Origin of the sequence: Bacillus sp. FSL R7-0646, from assembly GCF_037969865.1 — a bacterium.
Lineage (GTDB): Bacteria > Bacillota > Bacilli > Bacillales > Bacillaceae > Bacillus > Bacillus licheniformis.
Window position 1 is genome coordinate 2,059,141 of record NZ_CP150217.1, and the last position, 21,202, is coordinate 2,080,342.

At 48.4% G+C, this 21,202-nt stretch carries 21 protein-coding genes; 3 read left to right on the plus strand and 18 right to left on the minus strand.

What is annotated here, in order from left to right:
• Positions 1-61: 61 nt before the first annotated feature.
• On the plus strand, positions 62-286 hold the full coding sequence (locus MKY62_RS10550; RefSeq protein ID WP_003182444.1) for a hypothetical protein: 225 nt from the start codon (positions 62-64) through the stop codon (positions 284-286).
• Between the two features lie 81 nt (positions 287-367).
• Here MKY62_RS10550 and MKY62_RS10555 read toward each other — a convergent pair whose 3' ends face one another.
• The 8 genes from MKY62_RS10555 to MKY62_RS10590 are packed head-to-tail and all read right to left on the minus strand — an operon-like array spanning position 368 to position 10,074.
• Positions 368-2,320 (minus strand): AMP-binding protein, encoded by a 1,953-nt coding sequence (locus MKY62_RS10555; protein ID WP_003182446.1) that lies wholly within the window; start codon positions 2,318-2,320, stop codon positions 368-370.
• 30 nt (positions 2,321-2,350) lie between these two features.
• Positions 2,351-3,880, minus strand: coding sequence for an acyl-CoA carboxylase subunit beta (locus tag MKY62_RS10560; RefSeq protein ID WP_003182447.1), 1,530 nt, complete (start codon positions 3,878-3,880; stop codon positions 2,351-2,353).
• 20 nt (positions 3,881-3,900) lie between these two features.
• A complete protein-coding gene (locus MKY62_RS10565; RefSeq protein ID WP_003182449.1) occupies positions 3,901-4,683 on the minus strand; it encodes an enoyl-CoA hydratase in 783 nt (260 codons plus the stop codon).
• Between the two features lie 19 nt (positions 4,684-4,702).
• Positions 4,703-5,614, minus strand: coding sequence for a hydroxymethylglutaryl-CoA lyase (locus MKY62_RS10570; RefSeq protein WP_003182451.1), 912 nt, complete (start codon positions 5,612-5,614; stop codon positions 4,703-4,705).
• Positions 5,615-5,631: 17 nt separating this feature from the next.
• Positions 5,632-5,844: an acetyl-CoA carboxylase biotin carboxyl carrier protein subunit gene (locus MKY62_RS10575; RefSeq protein WP_003182452.1), complete on the minus strand. Its 213-nt coding sequence runs from the start codon at positions 5,842-5,844 to the stop codon at positions 5,632-5,634.
• Between the two features lie 17 nt (positions 5,845-5,861).
• Positions 5,862-7,202 carry an acetyl-CoA carboxylase biotin carboxylase subunit gene (locus MKY62_RS10580; protein ID WP_003182454.1) on the minus strand — a complete coding sequence of 447 codons (1,341 nt, stop codon included), beginning with the start codon at positions 7,200-7,202 and terminating at the stop codon, positions 5,862-5,864.
• 42 nt (positions 7,203-7,244) lie between these two features.
• A complete protein-coding gene (locus MKY62_RS10585; protein WP_003182456.1) occupies positions 7,245-8,882 on the minus strand; it encodes an AMP-binding protein in 1,638 nt (545 codons plus the stop codon).
• 31 nt (positions 8,883-8,913) lie between these two features.
• A complete protein-coding gene (locus MKY62_RS10590; RefSeq protein WP_009328128.1) occupies positions 8,914-10,074 on the minus strand; it encodes an acyl-CoA dehydrogenase family protein in 1,161 nt (386 codons plus the stop codon).
• Between the two features lie 230 nt (positions 10,075-10,304).
• On the opposite strand from MKY62_RS10590, the gene MKY62_RS10595 reads away from it, so the two are divergent.
• Positions 10,305-10,865, plus strand: coding sequence for an NAD(P)H-dependent oxidoreductase (locus tag MKY62_RS10595; RefSeq protein WP_003182460.1), 561 nt, complete (start codon positions 10,305-10,307; stop codon positions 10,863-10,865).
• Positions 10,866-10,906: 41 nt separating this feature from the next.
• On the opposite strand, the gene MKY62_RS10600 is transcribed toward MKY62_RS10595, so the two are convergent.
• From MKY62_RS10600 to MKY62_RS10635, 8 genes are all read right to left on the minus strand, one after another.
• Positions 10,907-11,257 (minus strand): helix-turn-helix domain-containing protein, encoded by a 351-nt coding sequence (locus MKY62_RS10600; protein ID WP_003182462.1) that lies wholly within the window; start codon positions 11,255-11,257, stop codon positions 10,907-10,909.
• A gap of 211 nt (positions 11,258-11,468) precedes the next feature.
• Entirely contained in the window at positions 11,469-12,740 is a 1,272-nt protein-coding gene (locus tag MKY62_RS10605) for a glutamate-5-semialdehyde dehydrogenase (protein ID WP_003182464.1), read from the minus strand.
• Positions 12,741-12,765: 25 nt separating this feature from the next.
• Positions 12,766-13,887, minus strand: coding sequence for a glutamate 5-kinase (gene proB / locus MKY62_RS10610; RefSeq protein ID WP_003182466.1), 1,122 nt, complete (start codon positions 13,885-13,887; stop codon positions 12,766-12,768).
• 38 nt (positions 13,888-13,925) lie between these two features.
• Positions 13,926-14,777 carry a pyrroline-5-carboxylate reductase gene (gene proC, locus MKY62_RS10615; protein WP_011201664.1) on the minus strand — a complete coding sequence of 284 codons (852 nt, stop codon included), beginning with the start codon at positions 14,775-14,777 and terminating at the stop codon, positions 13,926-13,928.
• 350 nt (positions 14,778-15,127) lie between these two features.
• Positions 15,128-15,805, minus strand: coding sequence for a DUF421 domain-containing protein (locus MKY62_RS10620; protein WP_003182471.1), 678 nt, complete (start codon positions 15,803-15,805; stop codon positions 15,128-15,130).
• 147 nt (positions 15,806-15,952) lie between these two features.
• Positions 15,953-16,147 (minus strand): hypothetical protein, encoded by a 195-nt coding sequence (locus MKY62_RS10625; RefSeq protein WP_223307097.1) that lies wholly within the window; start codon positions 16,145-16,147, stop codon positions 15,953-15,955.
• A 27-nt stretch (positions 16,148-16,174) separates the two neighbouring features.
• Positions 16,175-17,311 (minus strand): inorganic phosphate transporter, encoded by a 1,137-nt coding sequence (locus MKY62_RS10630; RefSeq protein WP_003182473.1) that lies wholly within the window; start codon positions 17,309-17,311, stop codon positions 16,175-16,177.
• Positions 17,312-17,325: 14 nt separating this feature from the next.
• On the minus strand, positions 17,326-18,036 hold the full coding sequence (locus tag MKY62_RS10635) for a phosphoadenylyl-sulfate reductase (protein ID WP_003182474.1): 711 nt from the start codon (positions 18,034-18,036) through the stop codon (positions 17,326-17,328).
• A 547-nt stretch (positions 18,037-18,583) separates the two neighbouring features.
• Between MKY62_RS10635 and MKY62_RS10640 the strand changes: the two genes are divergently transcribed.
• Entirely contained in the window at positions 18,584-19,348 is a 765-nt protein-coding gene (locus MKY62_RS10640; protein WP_003182476.1) for a phosphosulfolactate synthase, read from the plus strand.
• An 18-nt stretch (positions 19,349-19,366) separates the two neighbouring features.
• Here MKY62_RS10640 and MKY62_RS10645 read toward each other — a convergent pair whose 3' ends face one another.
• Both MKY62_RS10645 and MKY62_RS10650 read right to left on the minus strand, forming a co-directional pair.
• Positions 19,367-19,990 carry a YitT family protein gene (locus tag MKY62_RS10645; RefSeq protein ID WP_003182478.1) on the minus strand — a complete coding sequence of 208 codons (624 nt, stop codon included), beginning with the start codon at positions 19,988-19,990 and terminating at the stop codon, positions 19,367-19,369.
• 93 nt (positions 19,991-20,083) lie between these two features.
• Positions 20,084-21,190 (minus strand): mandelate racemase/muconate lactonizing enzyme family protein, encoded by a 1,107-nt coding sequence (locus MKY62_RS10650; protein ID WP_003182481.1) that lies wholly within the window; start codon positions 21,188-21,190, stop codon positions 20,084-20,086.
• Positions 21,191-21,202: the final 12 nt, after the last annotated feature.

Here is a 21,202-nt window from a genome sequence, read left to right on the forward strand (position 1 = left end):
ACATTGCGATTGTAGGATCATACGATAAGGTATATCAGTTTAGATGATGGAGGCCTATTCTATGTATTCAAAATGGAATTCTGAAACGTCTTATCCGCCTTCAGCCCCGCAAATGCATACCGGTCAATCTTCGCAGCAGATGAACCAAAGGCTGAAAAATCTCGAAGATCAAATGGAATTGCTCATCAAGCTCATGGAAAGCAACAATCAGCTGCTGCGTTCGATTGAAGAGCAGCAGAATCGCGTCTGCACGGCCGGCGGCGGTTCGGTTATCGTCAGGATGTGAGTGTTGGTCGATCGAGCTTCATCAAAATAAAAAGAGGAAGGACGTGTCCTTCTTCTTTGTTTGTAAGCCTTATCCAGTATACTACAGATTTTTTCGCACTGAAAGACCGGCAATTTCATCATATGTTTCGCGGTTTTCCAAAGTTGACAAATCGCCTGCGGGCTCGTTCATATAGGCAGCTCTGATCAGCCGTCTCATCACTTTTGCATTTCTCGTCTTCGGCAAACCGCTGACAAAATAAACCGCTTTGGGCTTGACCGCTTTACCGATCGCATCAGATGCAAGGTTCAGCAAATCATCTTTTAATTCTTCCGACGGCTTTTCCGACTGTCTGAGGACGACGAAGCAGACGGCAGCCTGGCCTTTGAGCTTATCCGGAACGCCGATGACGCCTGCTTCCGCCACCGCTGGATGGCCGACCAGAACGGACTCTATTTCGGCGGGGCCGATCCTTTTCCCGGCAGCATTGATCACATCATCAGAGCGTCCGCTGATCGTCCAGTAGCCGTTTTCATCCCGTTTTGCCCAATCGCCGTGCACCCAGACGTCGGTCCAGCGGCTCCAATATGCTTCTTCGTATCTTGACGGCTCCTTCCAAAAACCGTTCGTCATGCCGACCCAGGGCTTTGTCAGGACAAGCTCTCCGACTTCATTGACGACTTCCTCTCCTTTTTCATTGAAGACATTGGCCGCCATGCCGGGAAGAGGCGAATTAAACGTCATCGGCGTGATCGGCCGCAGGAGCACATTGCCTAAAATTCCGCCTGAGATCTCTGTTCCTCCTGAATAATTAAATATAGGAATCCGTTCTTTTCCAACATGGCGGAACAGCCACATCCACGGCTCATAATTCCATGGTTCGCCCGTTGAGCCGATTGCCTTCAGACTGTTCAGATTGTATTGATAGAGAAAATCTTCGCCGTGCTGCATCAGCGAGCGAATGAGCGTCGGAGAGACGCCGAGATGCGTCACCCGGTGTCTGCTGACAAGCTCCCACAGCCGATCCGGGGCCGGGTAGTCCGGTGCTCCGTCAAACAGCAAAACAGCCGCTCCGTTTATGAGGCCCCCGAATATTAAAAACGGCCCCATCATCCAGCCCATGTCTGTAAACCAGAAAAATGTGTCCCCTTGTTTGACATCCATCCCGAATCCCGCATCAAATGCAGCTTTCAGCGGAAAACCGGCATGGGTATGAACCGCTCCCTTCGACTGTCCTGTCGTCCCTGATGTGTATAGCAGCATGAGCGGATCTGAACTGTCCATTTCTTCGGTGTTTTGCATGGGCTCGTTTTTCATCAATTCATTCCAGTCGATATCTCTCTTATAATTCCAATCTTGATCGCCGCCGTGAAGCTTGCAGACGACGACTTTTTGAACAGTGGGGGAACGGTCCGCGGCTTTGTCAGCTTCTTTCTTCATGCAGACCTTCTTTCCCCTTCGCAAAAAGGCATCTGCTGTGACAAGGATTTTCGCTCCGGCAGCGGTAAGTCTCGCCGCTGCTGCATGGGCGCCGTAGCCTGAAAAAACCGGTGAGAATACCGCTCCGATTTTAGCGGCGGCCAGCATGGCGATGACCGTTTCGGGGATCATCGGCATGTAAATCGCAATGACATCCCCTTTTGAGATGCCTTGCTTTTTAAAGCCTGCCGCCGCACGGGCGACTTGTTGGTGTAAAGAAGAATAGGTGATCTGTTCTGTTTTTCCGTCTTCACTTTCCCAGATGAGTGCCGTCCTGCCGGCCGTATCAGGCCGGCGGGCCCATTTTTCCACGGCGTTGTAAACGGCATTTAAGCGGCCGCCGGTAAACCATTGCGGCCATTTTATGCCTTTGTCGAGATTCAATGTTTGGCTGTACCGCTTGTACCAGCTGATCCCGAGCGCTTTTTCGGCCTCTTCCCAGAACCAGGCGATATCGTTTGTACTTGCTTTCAAAAAATCATCATAGTCGGAAAAACCGAGGGCTGTCATCCATTGAAACAGCCGGGTTGTTTTTACAAATTCCGGATCAGGCTGCCAAACCGCTTTTTCGCCCATGCCGTTTCCTCCTTTTCGTTTCATTGGCCTTTAGACGGGATAAACAGGATGCTTCCGTTCCGTAAATGTCATGTATTTGGTCATATATGCATTCAGCCGTTTGATGAGTTCCGTTCGCAGCGAGTCGGCCGGAATGATCCCGTCGACAATCATTTCTGAAGCAAGCCGGTAAATGTCTATGTCTTTTTGGTACTCTTTCCGTTTTTCGGCGATGAATGCGGACCGTTCTTCTTCAGGCAATTCTGCGATTTTTTTAGCGTAAACGGCATTTACCGCTGCTTCCGGGCCCATGACGGCAATTTGCGCCGTCGGCAGCGCCAGACAGCAGTCAGGTTCAAAGGCCGGACCGGCCATCGCATACAAGCCTGCACCATAAGCTTTCCTGACGATGACGGATATTTTCGGTACGGTTGCTTCGGCCATCGCTGAAATCATTTTCGCACCGTGTCTGATGATACCCGCCCTCTCGACTTTCGTTCCGATCATAAAACCGGGGATGTCAGCCAGAAACAGCAGCGGGATATGATAGGCATCACACAAATTGATAAACTTTGCGGCCTTGTCTGCCGAATCGTGGAACAAAACACCGCCTTTGACCCGCGGCTGATTGGCAATGATGCCGACAGGCTGCCCGTGAATCCTTGCCAAACCGGTAATCAGCTCTGGCGCGAACAATTTTTTGATCTCATAAAAAGACGCTTCATCAATGATCCGATCGATTAAATCCATCATCTGAAACGGAGCGTTTTGGTTTTTCGGAATGATGTCCTCCAATGACCGGTCAAACGGACGGGCGGATTTTGCTTCAATGACAGGCGCTTTTTCGGTGTAGTTCGACGGAAAGTAGGAAAGATACCGGCGCGCCGACTTGATCGCATCTTCTTCCGTGTCGGCAAGAATGTCTCCGCAGCCTGAAACAGAACAGTGCATTCTCGCGCCGCCCATTTCTTCAAGCGATACTTTTTCGCCGATCACCATTTCCGCCATGCGCGGCGAGCCTAAATACATCGAGGCGTTACCTTCGACCATAATGACGATGTCGCAAAAAGCCGGTATGTAGGCGCCTCCTGCCGCTGAAGGCCCGAACAAGAGACAGATTTGCGGGATGCGCCCGGATAATTTGACTTGCTGATAAAAAATCCGCCCCGCTCCTCTTCGCCCCGGAAACATGTCAACTTGATCCGTAATCCTTGCGCCTGCCGAATCGACCAAATAAAGAAGCGGGCAATTCAGTTTTTCGGCTGTTTCCTGGATGCGGATGATTTTTTCAACGGTTCTCGCTCCCCATGATCCTGCTTTGACAGTTGAATCATTGGCCATGACGCAAACGGTTCGCCCGCCGATTTTTCCGATTCCAGTGACGACTCCATCTGCCGGTAGCCCGTCAGCCATGCAATTGGCAAAAAACGCGTCCTCTAGGTCGAGTCCTTCGTCAAGCAGCAGCTTTAATCGGTCTCTGACAAATAATTTCCCTTTTTTCTTATTAGCTTCATGGTATTTCTCCGCGCCGCCCTCCTGAATCCGGCGGATGCGTTCATACAATTCCTTTTCGGCCGGCATCGGCTGTCCCTCCGTTCGTTTTATTCTCCCGTATAATCCGGCTTCCGCTTTTCTGCAAAAGCTTTCAGCCCTTCTGTCCTGTCTTTCGTCGGAATCGTCAGTTCATAGGCTTTTTGTTCAATGGCAAGCCCTGTTTCGATAGCTGTCTCAAGGCCTTGATTGATGGCAAACTTCGCTTGTCTGACGGCTACCGGTCCGTTCGCCGCGATGTTCGCCGCGATGCTTTCACTCGCTTCCTTTAACTTCGAAAGCGGAACGACATGTTCAACCAGGCTGATCTTTTGCGCTTCTTCGGCGCTGATGCGGCAGCCGGTAAAGATCATTTCTTTCGCCTTTCCCCTGCCGATCAAGCGGGGCAGCCGCTGTGTCCCTCCTGCCCCTGGAATGATTGCGAGCGTTGTTTCGGGGAGGCCGAGTTCAATATGTTCGGCTGCGATCCTGATGTCGCACGCCAATGCAAGCTCCAGCCCCCCTCCTAAAGCGCTTCCGTTTAATGAAGCGATGACGGGCTGCGGCAGTTTTTCCGTTTCGCTGACCACGCGTTGAATCAGGGAAACAGCCTGCTTCGCTTCTGTTTGGCTCATGCGGGCTCTTTCCTTTAAATCGGCGCCTGCACAAAACGTCCTGTCCCCTTTTCCCGTTATGATGACACAGCGGACGGCCGGGTTTGAACGAATATCTCGAAGGATGCGCTGAAAGTCGTCGAGAAGCCCAAGCGAGAGGGCATTTGCAGCCTGCGGCCTGTTCAGCGTCAACACGGCGACCGACTGCTCGTTTATGGAATAAAGAACATTGGGCTCCATTCGGTCTTCCTCCTCTTCATCAATGAAAACAGTTCTTTGATTTAGCCGCCTGCAAATTTCGGCTTGGCAGCTCTCTTCCGGTTTTGTCTTCGATCCATTTAGCAGCTGAAAGCAGCTTGCTGAGATCAACTCCGGTTTCGATGCCCATCTGGGCGCACATGTAGATCAAATCATCAGTTGCCGCATTCCCCGTGGCTCCCGGTGCGTAAGGACAGCCGCCCAGCCCGCCGCATGATGAGTCAAATACGGTGATTCCCATGTCCATCGCTGCGATCATGTTGGCGAGCGCCATCCCTCTCGTATCATGAAAATGAAGGGCGATATTCTCTTTTGGAAAGCGCTTTAAGAGGACTTCAAGCACCCTTTGAACCTGTACGGGATTTGCTGCGCCGATCGTATCTCCGAGGGAAAGTTCGTTGATCCCCATGTCGAACAGCGTTTCAGATGTCCGTATAATTTGTTCCAATGGCACGTGATGTTCATAAGGACAGCCAAATACTGTGGACAGGTATGCTCTGGCGGTGAGGCCCGCTTGTTTTGCCGCTCCGATGACTTCCTTCAGGACGGGAAGCGTTTCCCCGATCGATTTGTTAATATTTTTCCGGTTGTGTGTCTCGCTTGCCGACATGAAAACAGAAGCTTCATCGATCCCTCCTTCGAGAGCCCGTTCCAGCCCTTTTCGGTTCGGAATCAGGGCTGCGTAGGTGACGCCCGGCTTCCGGTTGATCCCTTTGGCGACATCAAGGGCATCAGACAGTGCAGGAATCCACTTAGGATGGACGAATGAAGTGATTTCGATATACGAAAGCCCTGTGGCAGAAAGCATGTCGATCCAGGTAATTTTATCAGCTGTCGAAAGTGCGGTTTGTTCATTTTGCAGACCGTCGCGCGGCCCGACTTCTTTAATGAAAATGTTCTTCGGTACGTCCATTTGCCATCCTCCAGACCTTATTGAAGCTCCAATAAGACATCCCCTTCATCGGCAAAATCACCTTCGTTCTTTCTGACGGTTTTGACTGTTCCGGCCGTTTCGGCGACAATCGGAATCTCCATCTTCATCGATTCTAAAATGGCGACTTCCTGCCCCTTTTCGATTTTGTCCCCCGCTTTCACTAATATTTTCCACACGTTTCCTGCCATATTGGTGACAACAGTATTCATAGTACGCCTCCTTGATTTCATTTTGACTGATAGCGACTGATAAAATCGGTTTGGACCCCGCCTTTTCGGAATTCGTCAGAACTTACAATGTCTTCAAGGAGCGGAATGTTCGTTTTAATGCCTTTCACTTGATATTGTGAAAGCGCTTCGGCCAATGTGCAGATGGCTTCTTCTCTGCTGCTTCCTTTGACGATCATCTTGGCAATCATCGGGTCGTAATACGGGGTGATAGTCATACCCGGGGCTGCTGCGCATTCATGACGGACATTCGGTTGCTCAGGCAGCTTAAGGTCGGTAATCCGCCCCGGCGAAGGGAAAAATGTTTTCGGATCTTCGGCACAGATTCTGACTTCGATCGCATGTCCGTCCCGCCGAATGTCTTTCTGCTTATGGGAAAGCGGTTTTCCCGCTGCGATATTGAGCTGTTCTTCGACAAGGTCAAGCCCTGTAATTTCCTCTGTCACCGGGTGTTCGACTTGCAGGCGGGTATTCATCTCAAGAAAATAAAAATGATTCTCCTTGTCTACTAAAAACTCGATTGTCCCGGCGTTGACATAGCCGATCGACAGCGCAGCTTTCACGGCCGCTTCACCGAGCTTTGTGCGCATGGTTTCATCGAATAACGGAGCAGGTGCTTCTTCGATGATTTTTTGCTGGCGTCTCTGAATCGAACAGTCCCGCTCCCAAAGATAGACGGCATTTTCGTATTTGTCTGTTAAAATCTGAATCTCGATATGTCTTGCCTGTTCGATATATTTCTCGATGTACATAGCCCCGTCTCCGAAAAAATCGGCGGCTCGTTTTTGGTTGCCTTCATATGCTTTTTCTAATTCGCTTTCATTGCGGATCAGCTGCATTCCGATGCCGCCGCCCCCAAAAGAAGCCTTGAGCATCACGGGATAGCCGATGGATTCGGCAAGAGCCCGGGCTTCATTCAGACCGGACAAGCTTTTTGTCACGCCGGGAACGACGGGAACCCCGGCTTGTTCCATCGCTTGTCTTGCTTCAATTTTGCTTCCCATTTTGGCGATAACGTCAGGCGGCGGACCGATAAACGTAATATTCTCCTTGAGGCACCTTTCGGCAAAACGGCTGTTCTCGGAAAGCAGGCCGTATCCCGGATGAATGGCACAGACCCCCGCTTTTTTAGCGGTTTCGATGATTTTTTCAATATTTAAATAGCTTTCACTGACCCGCGGTTTGCCGATCAGCCAGGCTTCATCCGCAGCTTTGACATGCAGGGACTCCGCATCCGCTTCAGAGTAGACAGCAGCCGTCTGAATACCGAGCCGTTGACAAGTTCGGATGATCCGGAGGGCGATTTCTCCCCGGTTGGCAATCAGTACTTTCTTAAACAAAAAGGTCCCTCCTTTTATGTTAGTCGCGCTTGAAAGAGAAAATTACAATTGAAAATGCTCAAGCGCCTGCTCCCTTAACTTGAATTTTTGCACTTTCCCTGATGCCGTCATCGGGAACTCTTCTACAAATGCGATATAGCGCGGAATCTTATAGCGGGCGATTTTGCCTTTGCAGTATTCTTTTAATTCGTCAGCCGTCATCGATGCTCCGCTTTTCAGTTTGATCCAGGCCGATACCTCTTCGCCGAATGTTTCGTCAGGCACTCCGACAATTTGGACGTCGAGAATGTCGGGATGCTTGTATAAAAACTCTTCTATTTCCCGCGGATATATGTTTTCACCGCCTCTGATGATCATGTCTTTTAATCTCCCGGTAATCCGGCAGTAGCCTTCTTCATCCATTACGGCTAAATCTCCCGTATGCAAAAATCCATCCTCATCGATGACCGCTGCCGTGGCCTCAGGATTTTTGTAGTAGCCTTTCATAACATGGTAGCCGCGTGTGCACAGCTCGCCTTGAACGCCTCTTTCAACCTCCCGGTTCGTACCCGGTTCAGTTATTTTGACTTCTACATTCGGCAAAGCGCGCCCTACGGTTTCGACCCTTCTTTTGAGCGAATCGTTGACCCTAGTCTGGGTAATGACCGGTGAGGCTTCCGTCTGTCCGTATGCAATCGTTATTTCAGACATCCCCATGTTATCGATCACTTTTTTCATGACTTCGATCGGACAGTTTGAACCGGCCATGATGCCCGTTCTTAAAGAAGACAGGTCATATGATGCGAAATCTGGATCATTCAGTTCGGCGATGAACATGGTCGGTACACCGTGAAGCGCCGTGCATTTTTCCGTTTCGACGGCTGAAAGCACTTCTTTCGGACTGAATTCTTGTACCGGCACCATCGTCGCGCCGGCGGTGACGCAAGCGAGAGTCCCCAGTACACAGCCGAAGCAGTGGAAAAACGGAACGGGGATGCACATTCTGTCTTTTTTCGATAAATTCATGCATTCCGCAATATTTGCCGCATTGTTTGCCAAATTGGAATGGGTGAGCATCACGCCTTTCGGAAAGCCTGTCGTACCTGATGTATATTGCATATTAATGACATCATGCTCTTTGAGCCGTTCCATCCTGCGATCAAGCGCTTTTTCGCTTACTGACCCTGAGAGCTTTAATAAATCATCCCATAGGTACATGCCGGGATGCCTTTGATCCCCCAGCAAAATAATATTTTTTAAGAAAGGCAGTCTTTCAGATGCAAGCCTGCCCGGTTCGCCCTCCTTTAATTCAGGAATCAGTTTGCAAAGGATATCAATGTAGGAAGTGCCCCGGTATGATTCCATTAAAATGAGTGTTGTGGCATCTGACTGTTTCAGCACATATTCAAGCTCTGATAATTGATAGTTCGTGTTGGCTGTGACTAGTACAGCACCCGCTTTTGCCGAAGCAAACTGGGCGGTGAGCCATTCCGGAGTATTGGAAGCCCAAATTGCGACATGTTCACCTTTATCAATACCGAGCGCCATCAGTCCTTTTGCGACTTTTCTGCACAACTGGTCAAATTCCCGGTACGTATAACGCAGGCCGCGGTCCGGATAGACGACAGCCTCGTGATCAGGGGCGTCTGCCGCGGTTTTCTCCAATAACTTTCCAATTGTCAAATGGAGCAGCTCTGCCAACGTTGTCCCTCCCTTCCGATAGAAAGCGTTTTCATTTCAGCGCTTGTTTGCCGATGCCGAGCTGCCTTGCGATGACGAGCCGTTGAATTTCTGAAGTGCCTTCACCGATTTCCATTAATTTTGCGTCCCGCAGCATGCGCTCCACTCCATACTCTTTCATATACCCGTATCCTCCGTGTATTTGAATGGACTGATTGCATGTCCTGAACGCCATTTCTGAGGCATAAAGCTTGGCAAAAGCCGCTTCTTTTGTAAACGGACGTCCTTGATCTTTCAGCCAGGCGGCCTTCAGCACCATATTGCGGGCGAGCTCAATTTCCATGGCCATGTCGGCAAGCTTGAACTGAATCGCCTGGAAATAAGAGATCGGTCGGCCGAATTGTTTTCGTTCGCGCGCGTATGTGAGCGCCGCCTCAAATGCGCCTTGGGCAATACCGACAGCCAGCGCTGCGATCGAAATTCTGCCGCCGTCAAGTGTATTGAGAAATTGTTTAAACCCTTTTTCCGGGCTTCCCAATAGATTTTGTTTTGGTACGCGGACATTGTCCAATATGAGCTGTGATGTATTGGAGCCGCGGACACCCATTTTGTCATATTCGCTTTTAATGGTGAAGCCCTCCGAATCTGTCGGAACGATGATGGCGGAAATGATGTTTTTTCCGTTGTCATCTATTCCGGTGACGGCGGTGACGATGACGGTCCTGGCAAATCCTGCATTTGTGATCCAGCATTTCTCACCGCTGATCACATAGCTGTCCCCTTCCGAGCGGGCTTTTGTCCGGGTGCCGCCCGCATCGGAACCTGCATTCGGTTCGGTCAGCCCAAATGCTCCGAGCGCCCGGCCCGTCGCAAGCGGGACGAGATATTCTTGTTTTTGTTCTTCAGTGCCGAAATAATAAATCGGCGCAGCCCCGAGCGATACAGCCGCAGCATAGCTAAGACCGGTGCTTCCGCACGCTTTGCCGATTTCTTCGACGCTAAGTGCATAGGAAATCGTATCTCCGCCTGAACCGCCGTAGCTTTCAGGAAACGGAATCCCCAAGAGGCCGAGCTCCCCCATTTTTTTAAATGTCTCAATCGGAAATTCTCCCGTCCTGTCAACATGTTCGGCGTGCGGTGCAATTTCCTGTTTCGCAAAATCTCTTGCGAGTTCACGAATCATTTGCTGTTCTCTGGTTAGTTCAAAATTCATAAAGTGCCCCCCTTTTTGGATCGTCAAATTCCTTAGGCAGCAGAGCTTTGTAACATTATATTAAAAAAGTGCATTTTTCATGCCAGAGGATTTTGGACAGGTAAATTGCATGTTTGATCGCCAACAGGTACTTACCTTTATGTAAGTACCTGAACTAAAAGTGCATACTTACAAATTGGCAGTGTGAACTTTATACTCAAGATGAAAACATGCTGAAGGAGGGCAAATCTTTGAAAACGCTAGTTATCGTTGCACACCCAAATTTAGAAACATCAGTGGTTCATAAGCGCTGGGTAGAGGAACTCAAAAAATATCCGGAAAAGTATACGGTTCACGAATTGTCCGACGTTTACCCGGATGGAAACATAGACGCGGAAAAAGAACAAAAATTGGTGGAATCGCACGGCAATCTTGTTTTGCAATTCCCTATCTATTGGTTTAACTGTCCGCCTCTTCTTAAAAAATGGCTTGATGATGTATTAGCTTACGGCTGGGCTTATGGTTCAAATGGAGGAGATCGATTAAACAATCGTAAAGTGGCATTAGGTGTATCCGCCGGAATTAAAGAGGAAGATTATCGTGAAAACGGAAGGTACCGGTATACGCTTGAACAAATATTAGTTCCATTTGAAACGACATTCCGGTATTGCCGCGCAGATTATCGTTCATTTTTTGCATTTTACGGCAAGGAAAAAGAGCCTGGCGGAAACGAGGAAGAAGAAAATGAGCCGGGAGCAGGAGAATTGGAGAAAAGCGCACGAGATTATTTGCATTTTATTGATCATATGTAGCAAGGGGTTTTGCTGAAAATCATTCGGGCTGAAACAGGCTGTCAGCCCAGCCTGTTTTTCTCCCCCCACTCACACATCATATTTAACAAAGGCACGATGGAGCGTCCGCGTTCAGATAATGAATACTCAACCTTTGGGGGGATTTGGGGAAATTCTCTGCGAATGATAAGGCCGTCTGCTTCCAGCTCTTTTAACATGATGCTTAGCGTTTTGAAGGAAATGGTGCCGATGCTTCGCTTCAATTCATTATGCCGCATCACTTCGCGTTCAGACAGCCAATATAGAATGACTATTTTATATTTGCCGCTTATCAATGACAACGTATAGCCAAAGCCGGTGTCTTTAAGTTCCACACCGGTCGGAACGCAGGTTTTTCCGGATGGGATTTGCATAACGCACACTCTCCTTCTGACTCTTATATCATAGATCATTATGTAATGTGATTGAAAGGATGTAAAGGGAGGAGTTTGAAAGGTGCCTGGTAAAAAAATTCTGCGCCTGCATGTTTTATGAGGATGTAAATTCAGCCGAAAAAAACTGCACCTCCGGATTGTCAGATGGTGTCTGACAAACCAGGTGCAGTTTCAGTACAGGTCTCTTTATTTATCTTCTGATATGGCCGTCGCCTCTCATGATATATTTGCATGTGGTCAATTCTTTCAGACCCATAGGTCCGCGGGCGTGAAGCTTCTGTGTAGAAATTCCGATTTCAGCGCCGAATCCGAGTGCGCCGCCGTCGGTGAACCTGGTTGAGGCATTGTGGTACAATGCTGCAGCATCAACGGTATTCAGAAAAGCTTTGGCTGTTTCCGGATTTTCGGTGATAATCGCTTCTGAATGCTTTGTTCCGTATGTTTCGATATGATCGCAGGCTTCTTCAAGACTTCCTGCGACTTTAACCGCGAGATCAAGGCTTAAATATTCGTTCTGCCAATCGGCTTCCCCTGCTGGTCTTGCGCCTGGAATCATTTGAACAGCCTTTTCGTCCCCGTGAACTTGAATCCCGTGTTCGTTTAAAGCATTGATAAGCGCGGCGCTGTTTTCCTCAAGCCATTTTTCGTGGACGATCAGCGTTTCAAGTGCATTGCAGACGGCGGGGCGGTCTGTTTTCGCATTGATCATGACATCGATCGCTTTTTCAGGGTCCGCTTCCCGGTCAATATAGATGTGGCAGTTGCCGACTCCCGTTTCAAGGACCGGAACGGTTGCGTTCTCAACGACTTCCTGAATGAGGGCCCCGCCTCCCCGGGGGATGAGTACATCGATATGTTCTTTCATCTTAAAGAGCTGCTTCGTTGCGCTTCGGTCTGTGCTTTCGATGAATTGAACGGCATCGCGGGGGATGTTTGTCGAATCAAGCGCTTGATGCATGACCGATACGATCGCTGTATTCGAATGAATGGCGGAAGAGCCGCCTTTCAAAACGATCGCATTGCCTGATTTTAGAGCAAGCCCGGTCGCATCGACAGTTACGTTCGGACGCGCTTCATAGATCATGCCGATGACGCCGAGAGGAACGCTGACTTTTTCCGCTTTTAACCCGTTGTCGAGCGTCCAGCTTGATAGCGTTTCTCCGACCGGATCATCAAGTTCCGCGACTTCCAGCAGCCCATCGGCAAAATCCAGAACCCTGTCTTCATTGAGCGACAGGCGGTCGATGTAGGCTGCATCATAGCCTTTTTTTCGTCCCGCTTCGATATCTTTGGCATTTTCAGTGAGAATATAGCTCATGTTTTGTTTCAGGTGGTCGGCCAATGCAGCAAGCGCCTCGTTCTTTTCTTTTTCAGTTGCCAGCCGCAAAGATTTTGCGGCCGTTTTTGCCTTTATCGCTTTTTCTTCGATTTGTGCACTGATGCTCTCGCTCGTCGCAGTCATGTCAATTCCTCCTTTGATTTGTTTTTTAAAGCGGAACGGATAGCTCTAAATGACAGACAAACGCTTCTCTGTCAACGACAGCCTGTGAGGAAGCGGCTGTTTCCTGATTCGTATCCTTCTTCCATTTACGAAGCTGGGATGAGGAAAAGTTGACGACGCCGAGGCCGATTTCCTCTCCTTCCTGATCAAGGATTCGAACGACGGATCCGTTGCTGAAACGGCCGTTGATGTCGTAAATACTAGAAGGATACAGGCTTTTTTTACGGTCGATAATAAACTCTTTGCTTTCGTTGTGGACGACGATGTCTCCTTCAGGTCCAGAGTTAAATGCTATCCATTGCTTTTTATGGTTGAGGGCGTGTGAATCCGCATTCGGTATAAAATACGTTCCCCTCGCAGTCCCGCAGATCGCTTCGTGCAAAATGCCGGGGGTGTCCGCGCGCCCTAAAAACCCTTTGATGCCTGAAGCCATTGTAATTTTAAAAGCGTCCAGTTTGGACTTCATGCCGCCGGTTCCGACTTCGCTTCCTGCATCCCCTGCTGAAGCTTCTATTTCCGGCGTGATTTCAGTTACTTCCTGGACGAGTGCGGCGTCCGGCGTTTTTCGCGGATTCGCGTCATAAAGGCCGTCTATATCAGAGAGGATGGTCAGCAGGTCGGCGTCGATCAGACCCGCCACTTTAGCAGAAAGCGTGTCATTGTCTCCGAATTTGAGCCGATTGACGGTAACCGTATCATTTTCGTTGATGATCGGAATAATGCCGCGTTTCAGCAGCACGTTCATCGTATTTCTCACATTGTTGTACCGTTTTTCATCTGAAAAATCGCTTTTTGTGATTAAAATTTGTGAAGCGATATAGCCGTGGGATAAAAAAAGCTTGGAATACGCTTCGATTAATAAGCCTTGGCCGACAGAAGCGGATGCTTGTTTTTCAGGCAATGTATCCGGCCTGTTGATAAAGCCGAGCTTCCGGTAACCGGCTGCTACAGCGCCAGATGAAACAAGGAGGACTTCGTGTCCTTCATCTTTGAGGCGGACAATCTGCTCAACGAGCTTTTCGAGCTTTTTGCTGCTGATTTCGCCGTGAAGACTTGTTAAAGAACTGCTTCCCACTTTGACAACTACCCTCTGTTGATTAGAGGTCATTTTATCACTCCTGTAGTATTTTTCTTCGTTACGGGCATTTACTTTGCTGCGACTAATTGTTCCAGTTCGAGACTGATCGTTTTGGATCGTTTTGCGGCTTGTTTGACCGCCTGTTCGATCGCTTCGCCTCCGCCGCTTTCTTCCAAGGCCTTTAAACCGGCGGCAGTCGTACCGTTAGGGGAAGTGATGTTGTCTTTGAGAACAGCTGTATCCTCAGGGCTTTCCAACAGCATTTTGGCGGCGCCTAACAATGTCTGCGCGCCGATTTCCCTTGTTAATTTTTGGCTTAATCCAGCCTCGGCTCCCGCTTTTTCGATGTGCTCCATTAAATAATAAAAGTAAGCAGGCCCGCTGCCGGCAATGCCAGTGAAAATGTCCATTTTGCTTTCTTCGATGGAATAGACTTCTCCCATGCATTGAAGCAGTTGTTTCGCGGTTTTTGACAGATCGGCCGTTACATGGCTTCCTTCGGCCATGGCGGTTGCAGATGCGCCGATTGCACTTGAGGTATTAGGCATGATTCTGATGACCGGCTGCATGTCGTGCAGCGTGTTTTCAATAAATGATATTGATATGCCAGCTAAAACTGACACGATAAGCTGATGGGGTTTGATATGCGGTTTCATGGAATTAAGAGCGCCCTCTGCATCTTTCGGCTTCATCGCCAGGATGAAGCAATCGATGTTCTGATAGTCAAGTTGTTCTTTTTTGACGCCTTGTATTCCATATTTCTGCTGGAGTTCTTCTAAACGCCGGTGGTTCGTGTGGTTTGTAACATAGATTTGCGAAGCAGGCAGTTTTTTGGATTGAACGATGCCTGAGATCATTCCCTCTGCCATTGATCCCGCCCCTATAAAAGCTACGTTTTTTTGATTAAAGATCTTTAACATCTCCCTTTGTTCGCATTTCTGTTCGTATTTTTCGAACACGGTTAGTATATTAACACTTTAGATCATTATGTCAAGTTTGCGTGTTTTGCTTGGACGGCGCAGAGCATGTGAAAAATGGAGATTTTTGAAGAAAAAAGGAAAAGAAAAGGAGGCTGAAGGCAGATTCTTCATCTTCATGTGCACCTTTTGTCGTTTGTCATCCGGCCATTTGAAGGCCGTTTGAATGATTTAACGGAATTTTTTGGAGATCAACAGCCTTTCGGACCGGTAAAAAAGTATGTTCCTCGAGCCTTGTGAATGCAATTGAAAAAGCGCGGGTTCGAAGCTTGTCGAACCCGCGCCTGCCAACATCAATATGTTGTGATGTAAAGCTGCCCCTCATCACCGCGCCATTCCGCATACAGCACCTCTTGATACTGAGTGATACCCTGACTTGATAATTGATTTTGCAGCCAAAGCTCATCAAATCCGGCTTCGTGCAGATTGTTCTTTTCGAGCTGGCCGTCGAGGATTACCGGCACCGGGAGCTGAACCGGTTTGTAAGGAATGTTTAAGTCATCTTTTGTCGGCATCCCGTATTTGTGTTTTGGGAGGACGCTGATCGAACCGTCTGTTTCCAAGATGGCGTATTGGATCTCGTGTAAGGAAAAACAGCCTTTTTCACGTGCCAATGTCTGCAGCTGGTTCAGGTCCAATTTGTTCTTTTTAAGGGCGTTGTAATCGATTTTTCCTTTATTGATGACAATGCTCGGCCTGCCTTCGAGAAAACCTCTGATGTTTTGCACTTTTTGCGATAAAACTTCTATTGAATAGATTAGAACGGCCCAAATGAGGATGGCGAAAAGGATTTTCCAGATGGTGACATCCTCATCGAAAATCGCGTTTCCAACCATCTCGCCCAATATTAAAGCCGAAATAAAATCAAACGGCGTAATTTGGGCAAATTGGGTTTTTCCCAGAATTTTCGTCATCAGAAACAATGCTGCAAACCCTATCGTCAGTTCGACTACCAAGTGTACATATTCCATCAAGGTTCCCTCCCGAATCTCTCTCCTCATTGTTAACAATCGGGATGCAGTTTAAACCAGAGGAATACTTTTCCTGAGAAATGGACCGACTGATGATCCTCTGAAACGTCGGGGATCAGCCAAAACAATCGTCAAAAAAGAGCGGCGTCAGCCGAGCTCTTCTTCGGTCAAACGGCTGTTAAGTGCCGTAACCGCTCTCGGCTTCTGCACGATCACTTCCGGCAATGAAACAGATACAGCTGCACGGGCGCCTTTTCCCGATGTGATGCACTGTTGAAAAGGTGCACTGCATTGACAGACTTGTATTTGATTCCGGGCAGTTCGGCAGCGCTTTAGCTCCATATCATCCAAAACAGGCGGCCAGGTTAACTAAAAGTCCCTCCATGCGGCAGGTTCTCTTTTACGTCCCCTCCCTCCAACGATTGATTTCACATGATCCCTATTTCTTCGGACATCTGATTGTTTCTGCCTGGCATGTTTCATAAGGCTTATAGATCCTAAAGTGGCAAGAAAAACACATAAAACAACTGCCACTGAATATAAATCAAAATCGAGAAAGATTTTCACGAGACTGTAGGAAATGACAAGTGAAAAAACCGGTGACACAACCCATACTTTCATTAACTTCAAAATGACGCTTTTACGAAAAATTGCCCTTCCCTTTTCAGAAAGGCCGATCCCGATGATGCTGCAAGTCGTAATCTGAGTTTGCGGCACGGGAATGCCGAATAGCGAAGCGCCGATGACCAGGGACGCACCGAGCCCTGAAACACAGGACCCTTGCAAAAGCGAAAACTCGGTGATTTTTTTTCCGTTCGTCTCAATGACTCGGCTTCCAAGGCAAATGGCCCCGATAGCCACGAACAGCCCTCCAAGAAACGTTCCGCTGCCGACTGACAAGAGGCCTGCTCCAACGAGAGGTCCAACGGAATTGGCGACATTGTTCATTCCCGCCGAAAAAGCTTCTAAAAACCCGGTTAAAATCACCAGCGCAGTAAGCAGCCGCGCCCATTTTTGCTGTTTGAGCCACCGCAGCTTCGCCTCAGTCTTTTTCAGCAATTGTCCAATTAAAAAAGCGAGAAAAAATGCGGCAATCGGAATGATCAGCCAATACATGACGATCACCAAAAGCTTATCGGTAAATACCGCCTGAAACGCGACGCCGACCCCGACAATCGAGCCGACCGTCACCTCGCTGGTTGAAAGAGGAATCCCGGCGATGTTCGCGATAAACAGCGAAATCGCGGATGATCCAAGGATAATCACGACAATATGCACATTGAGAATAGACGCGGGAATGATGCCTGAACCGATTGTTTTCACAACCTCTCCTCCGCCTATCATGGCGCCCAGAAATACGCCAATTCCGCTGATCCACAAGGCCGCCTGCCTTTTCCTGACGGCGCCTGCGCCATATGCTATTCCCATCGACGCTGCTGCTCCGCTCGCTCCTATGTTCATGGCAAAAAACAAAGCGATAATGAATGCCAAAATTGTAATCGTCATTTTTTACCCAGCTCCTACCGGAATTGATGCAGCCCGCATTCTGTTTTTTCCTGGTGGGCCCACCTTCCCGCTCTTAAATTGCCGCTGTCTGTCACGGGAAGCGTACACACCTCACAGCCGATGCTCGGATAATCTTGATCATGAAGCTTGTGATACGTCAGCTGATTCAGCTTAATGTAAGTCCAGACATCCTCCCATGTCCAGTGAATAAGGGGGCAGATTTTAATCAGTTTAAAATTGTCGTCCTTGTTGATATATCGGACATGTTTCCGTGTTTCCGACTGCTCCCGCCTCAGCCCGGTAATCCAGGCTTCCATGCCTGACAGATGCTCCCTGAGCGGCTCGATTTTGCGAAGGCGGCAGCACTGGTCCGGCTGGCGCTTCCAAAGTTCGCTGCCATAGCGTTTTTCCTGCTCTTCAAGTGAGAGGCCGGGTTTTAAAAAGTGGATCGACAGACCGGGATAGCGATCTTTCACTTCATTGATCAGCTCATATGTTTCCGGAAAATGCAGTCCTGTATCTAAAAACACGATGTCCGCTTCTTTCACAACCTTTGAAATCAAGTCGATCAAAACGATTCCTTCCGCGCCGAAGCTGCAGGCGTAAACGATTTTTTGATACGTGCTGTACGCCCATTTCAAAACGTCCATCTCGCCGCTGAAAGTATCCATCACCTCTTCAGAAGCTTTTTCATCCCATGTGCTATACGTTAAAACATCGTTCATCGATTTTCCCCCAATACGTCCTAAAGGTTTGTTTTCTTATCCTCTGATACGAAACATGAACTAAAAGAACATATAGGCAGATTATTCACTTTTTAGACTAAATGTGATCTGGAAAATGTTATTATTTCAGCAATTTTGTGAATATCCGAAAGACCAGATGCGCAAGATCGAAATCAATCATATTCTCTGCTTGTGGACCTAAATTAATAGAGCCCAATTTGATATACCGAAATATTATCAGATGTTAAGCAAGTATTTCGCAATCTGTCATGGAGAACAAGTGAGGAACCATATGAAAGGACGGCGAATATACTTACTTTGACTTCACAAAATGGATAGATACCTAGTGATAAGCAAGTCAGGCGATAAGGGGCTAACATGCTGCCTAATGGGGAGGTGGGCGAAGATCACTCCTTGCCGAACGGCAACACATGAATGAGAAAAACGATAAACGGGGAAAGTGAATTCTTATCGTGACAGCTGAATAATGGCCAACAGACATTTACCTGAAAGCAAGAAAGATACAGTAGATTGTGAGGGGTAATCAATGATTTCTTCTGAACTGATACTGCCCGACAGGCAGCTTAAACCAAGAAAGAAAGGGATCACCATCCTGATCGATAACGGGGTTCCCTTGAGCTTTTTTAAAGATACGATTCACGGAGCGGCAGATTATATAGATTTTGTGAAATTTGGATGGGGAACGTCTTTGATTACGAAATATTTGGAGGAAAAAATCGATAGTCTTAGGCAGAATGACGTTCAATTCTTTTTTGGGGGAACGTTGTTTGAGAAGTTTTTAAGCCAGGATAAAATTGAAGATTACTACCGCTACTGCAAATTATATGGATGCCGTTATGTCGAAATATCAAACGGAACGGTCCGTCTCTCTAATAAAGATAAAGCAAGCTTTATTTCCGACTTTTCGAAAGAATTTCACGTGTTCAGCGAAGTCGGCAGCAAAGACAGCACCCTCAGCAGCGAGCTGGAGTCAGCCGAATGGATCGATTATATCCTCGAAGATCTTGAAGCCGGAGCCGAGAAAGTAATCACGGAAACGAGGGAAAGCGGCACGAGCGGGCTGTGCAAAAGCGATGGAGAAATGCGGTCCCAGCTTATTGAGGAGATCCTTCATTCCGGTATCGCTTCAGGGGATTTAATTTTTGAAGCGCCGACAAAACAGCTGCAGACGTGTTTCATTGAAAAAATCGGTCCTGACGCCAATTTGGCTAATATTCCGTTTCAAGATGCCATTCCGCTTGAAACGCTGAGACTGGGACTTCGATCAGATACATTTTATTTATTTGATTAGGTTCGCTTAAATAGCGGCCTATTTTTTGTTGCGGAAACCGGCGATAGGCATCAATAACGGCCGGAAGCGAATCTGATAAATCGCATCGATGATCCTCGTAGAAATCCATTGGCAGATTAAGGCCTGGATAACGATTCCCCAGGCGATGACAGACGCGGTCAAAAGAAAAATGAATGCATTCATGATAAACAGCGCAGTTCCCGGTTTTCCGCCGCGGTAAATCGATATCATTAAAGCCAAGGCGCCAAAACCGCCGTTAGAAATATTATATTTATATAGCAGTCCAACCCCCGCTCCCAAAAGGACGGAGCCGTAAAATAAATCCAGCCAGATATTGTTCGTCGTCATAACCGGCATACAGGATTCGAAGATCTGCACCGAAACGGACGTCATGGTAATCGCCCCCATCGTCCCGAAGACTGTCACGGGTTCAAGCCATTTAACGGCCGTCAAAAGGAGCGAGAAGTTGACAGCCCAGACGGTTAATCCGTGCGGAACCTGAAACCAGAAATTGAGCAAAACAGCGATGCCGGCTGCGCCCCCTGAAGGAATATGGTTCGGAAACAAAAACAGCGCCATACCGAGACCCTGCAACACGCTGCCCAACACAATAGCATGTACGATTTTGAGTTTTCTTCCCATACGGATATAATCCCCTTTAAAGTAACTTGTCCTCTTTCCTACTATATGTAAGGGGAAATGAAAAATATCACATTTTTTCGGGGTGGACGCTGATCAGATGTAAGACGAGCCATCCCACACATACGCTTCTACGAGCTCTGTATCAATTTCGATTTTGTCGGGGACTTGAATGCAGCCGTCTTTTATGCTGACGGGCACGATTTGTGCGAACGGATTCTCCATCGCATCCCATTCAAGCGGTTCGATATCTTCTCCGTCCATTTTGGTCCAATGCGGTAAACAGGCTTGTCCGAAAGCGGCGTATATTCTTGAAAGTCCGCCGTCATAGCTGTGGGGAGAGACCCTTTTTCCGAAATGCCTGGCGAGCTTCAGAACGGTTTGAAATTCGTCCGTGCCCTCACAGTGCATAACATCGGGCTGGGCAATATCGACTGCGTTCTCCAGAAAAATCGGCAAAAACGGCTTTGCGCCTTTTACGTTTTCTCCTCCGGCAACCGGAACAGAAAGCGCTGAGCGCAGCATCCGGTATTCAGCTAGGTCGTCAAACGGCATGGGCTCTTCAAACCAAAGCACGTTTTGCCAGCCGGAAAACCACGTTTCCCACTTGCGCGCGGCGGCCTGATCATAACTCTGGTTTGCATCGAGGATCAGTCCGGTGCTTTGCCCTGTCATCTCCTGGAAGGCCTGAATATGTGCCAAGTCTTCTGAAAACATCTTGCCTCCCGCTTTCAGCTTGACTGCCTTAAATCCGGCCCGAACTGCCTTTTCGATAAGCCGGAGGGAATGGCGGCTCCAATCCGGCCTGTCTGAATACGATTGGAATGACGCATATACCGGGATCTGCTCCCGCAGTTTTCCTCCCCATAATTCGCATACCGAAAGGCCTGCTTTTTTCGCCGTGATGTCCGTTAAAGCCATGCTTACAGCAGAGGCGGCCCGCTGATGCCATTTTTTGATGACAGTGACCAGCTCCGTTCGATTGCTCGCTTCTTTTCCAATTAAATAAGGAATGATCCGTTTTTTAAAGCCTGCATCCAAAGCAGGCAGCCAATCCGCGCATTCTCCCCATCCTGTCAGACCTGAAGCTGTCGTAATCCGAATCAGATAGCATGTTCTGTAGCTTTTCAATCCGTTCGCATCGCCGTAAGGGGAGGAAAGCTTGTGGAACAGCGGAAATGTGTCAACCTTTTCTATGCGCATGTTTTTTCCTTT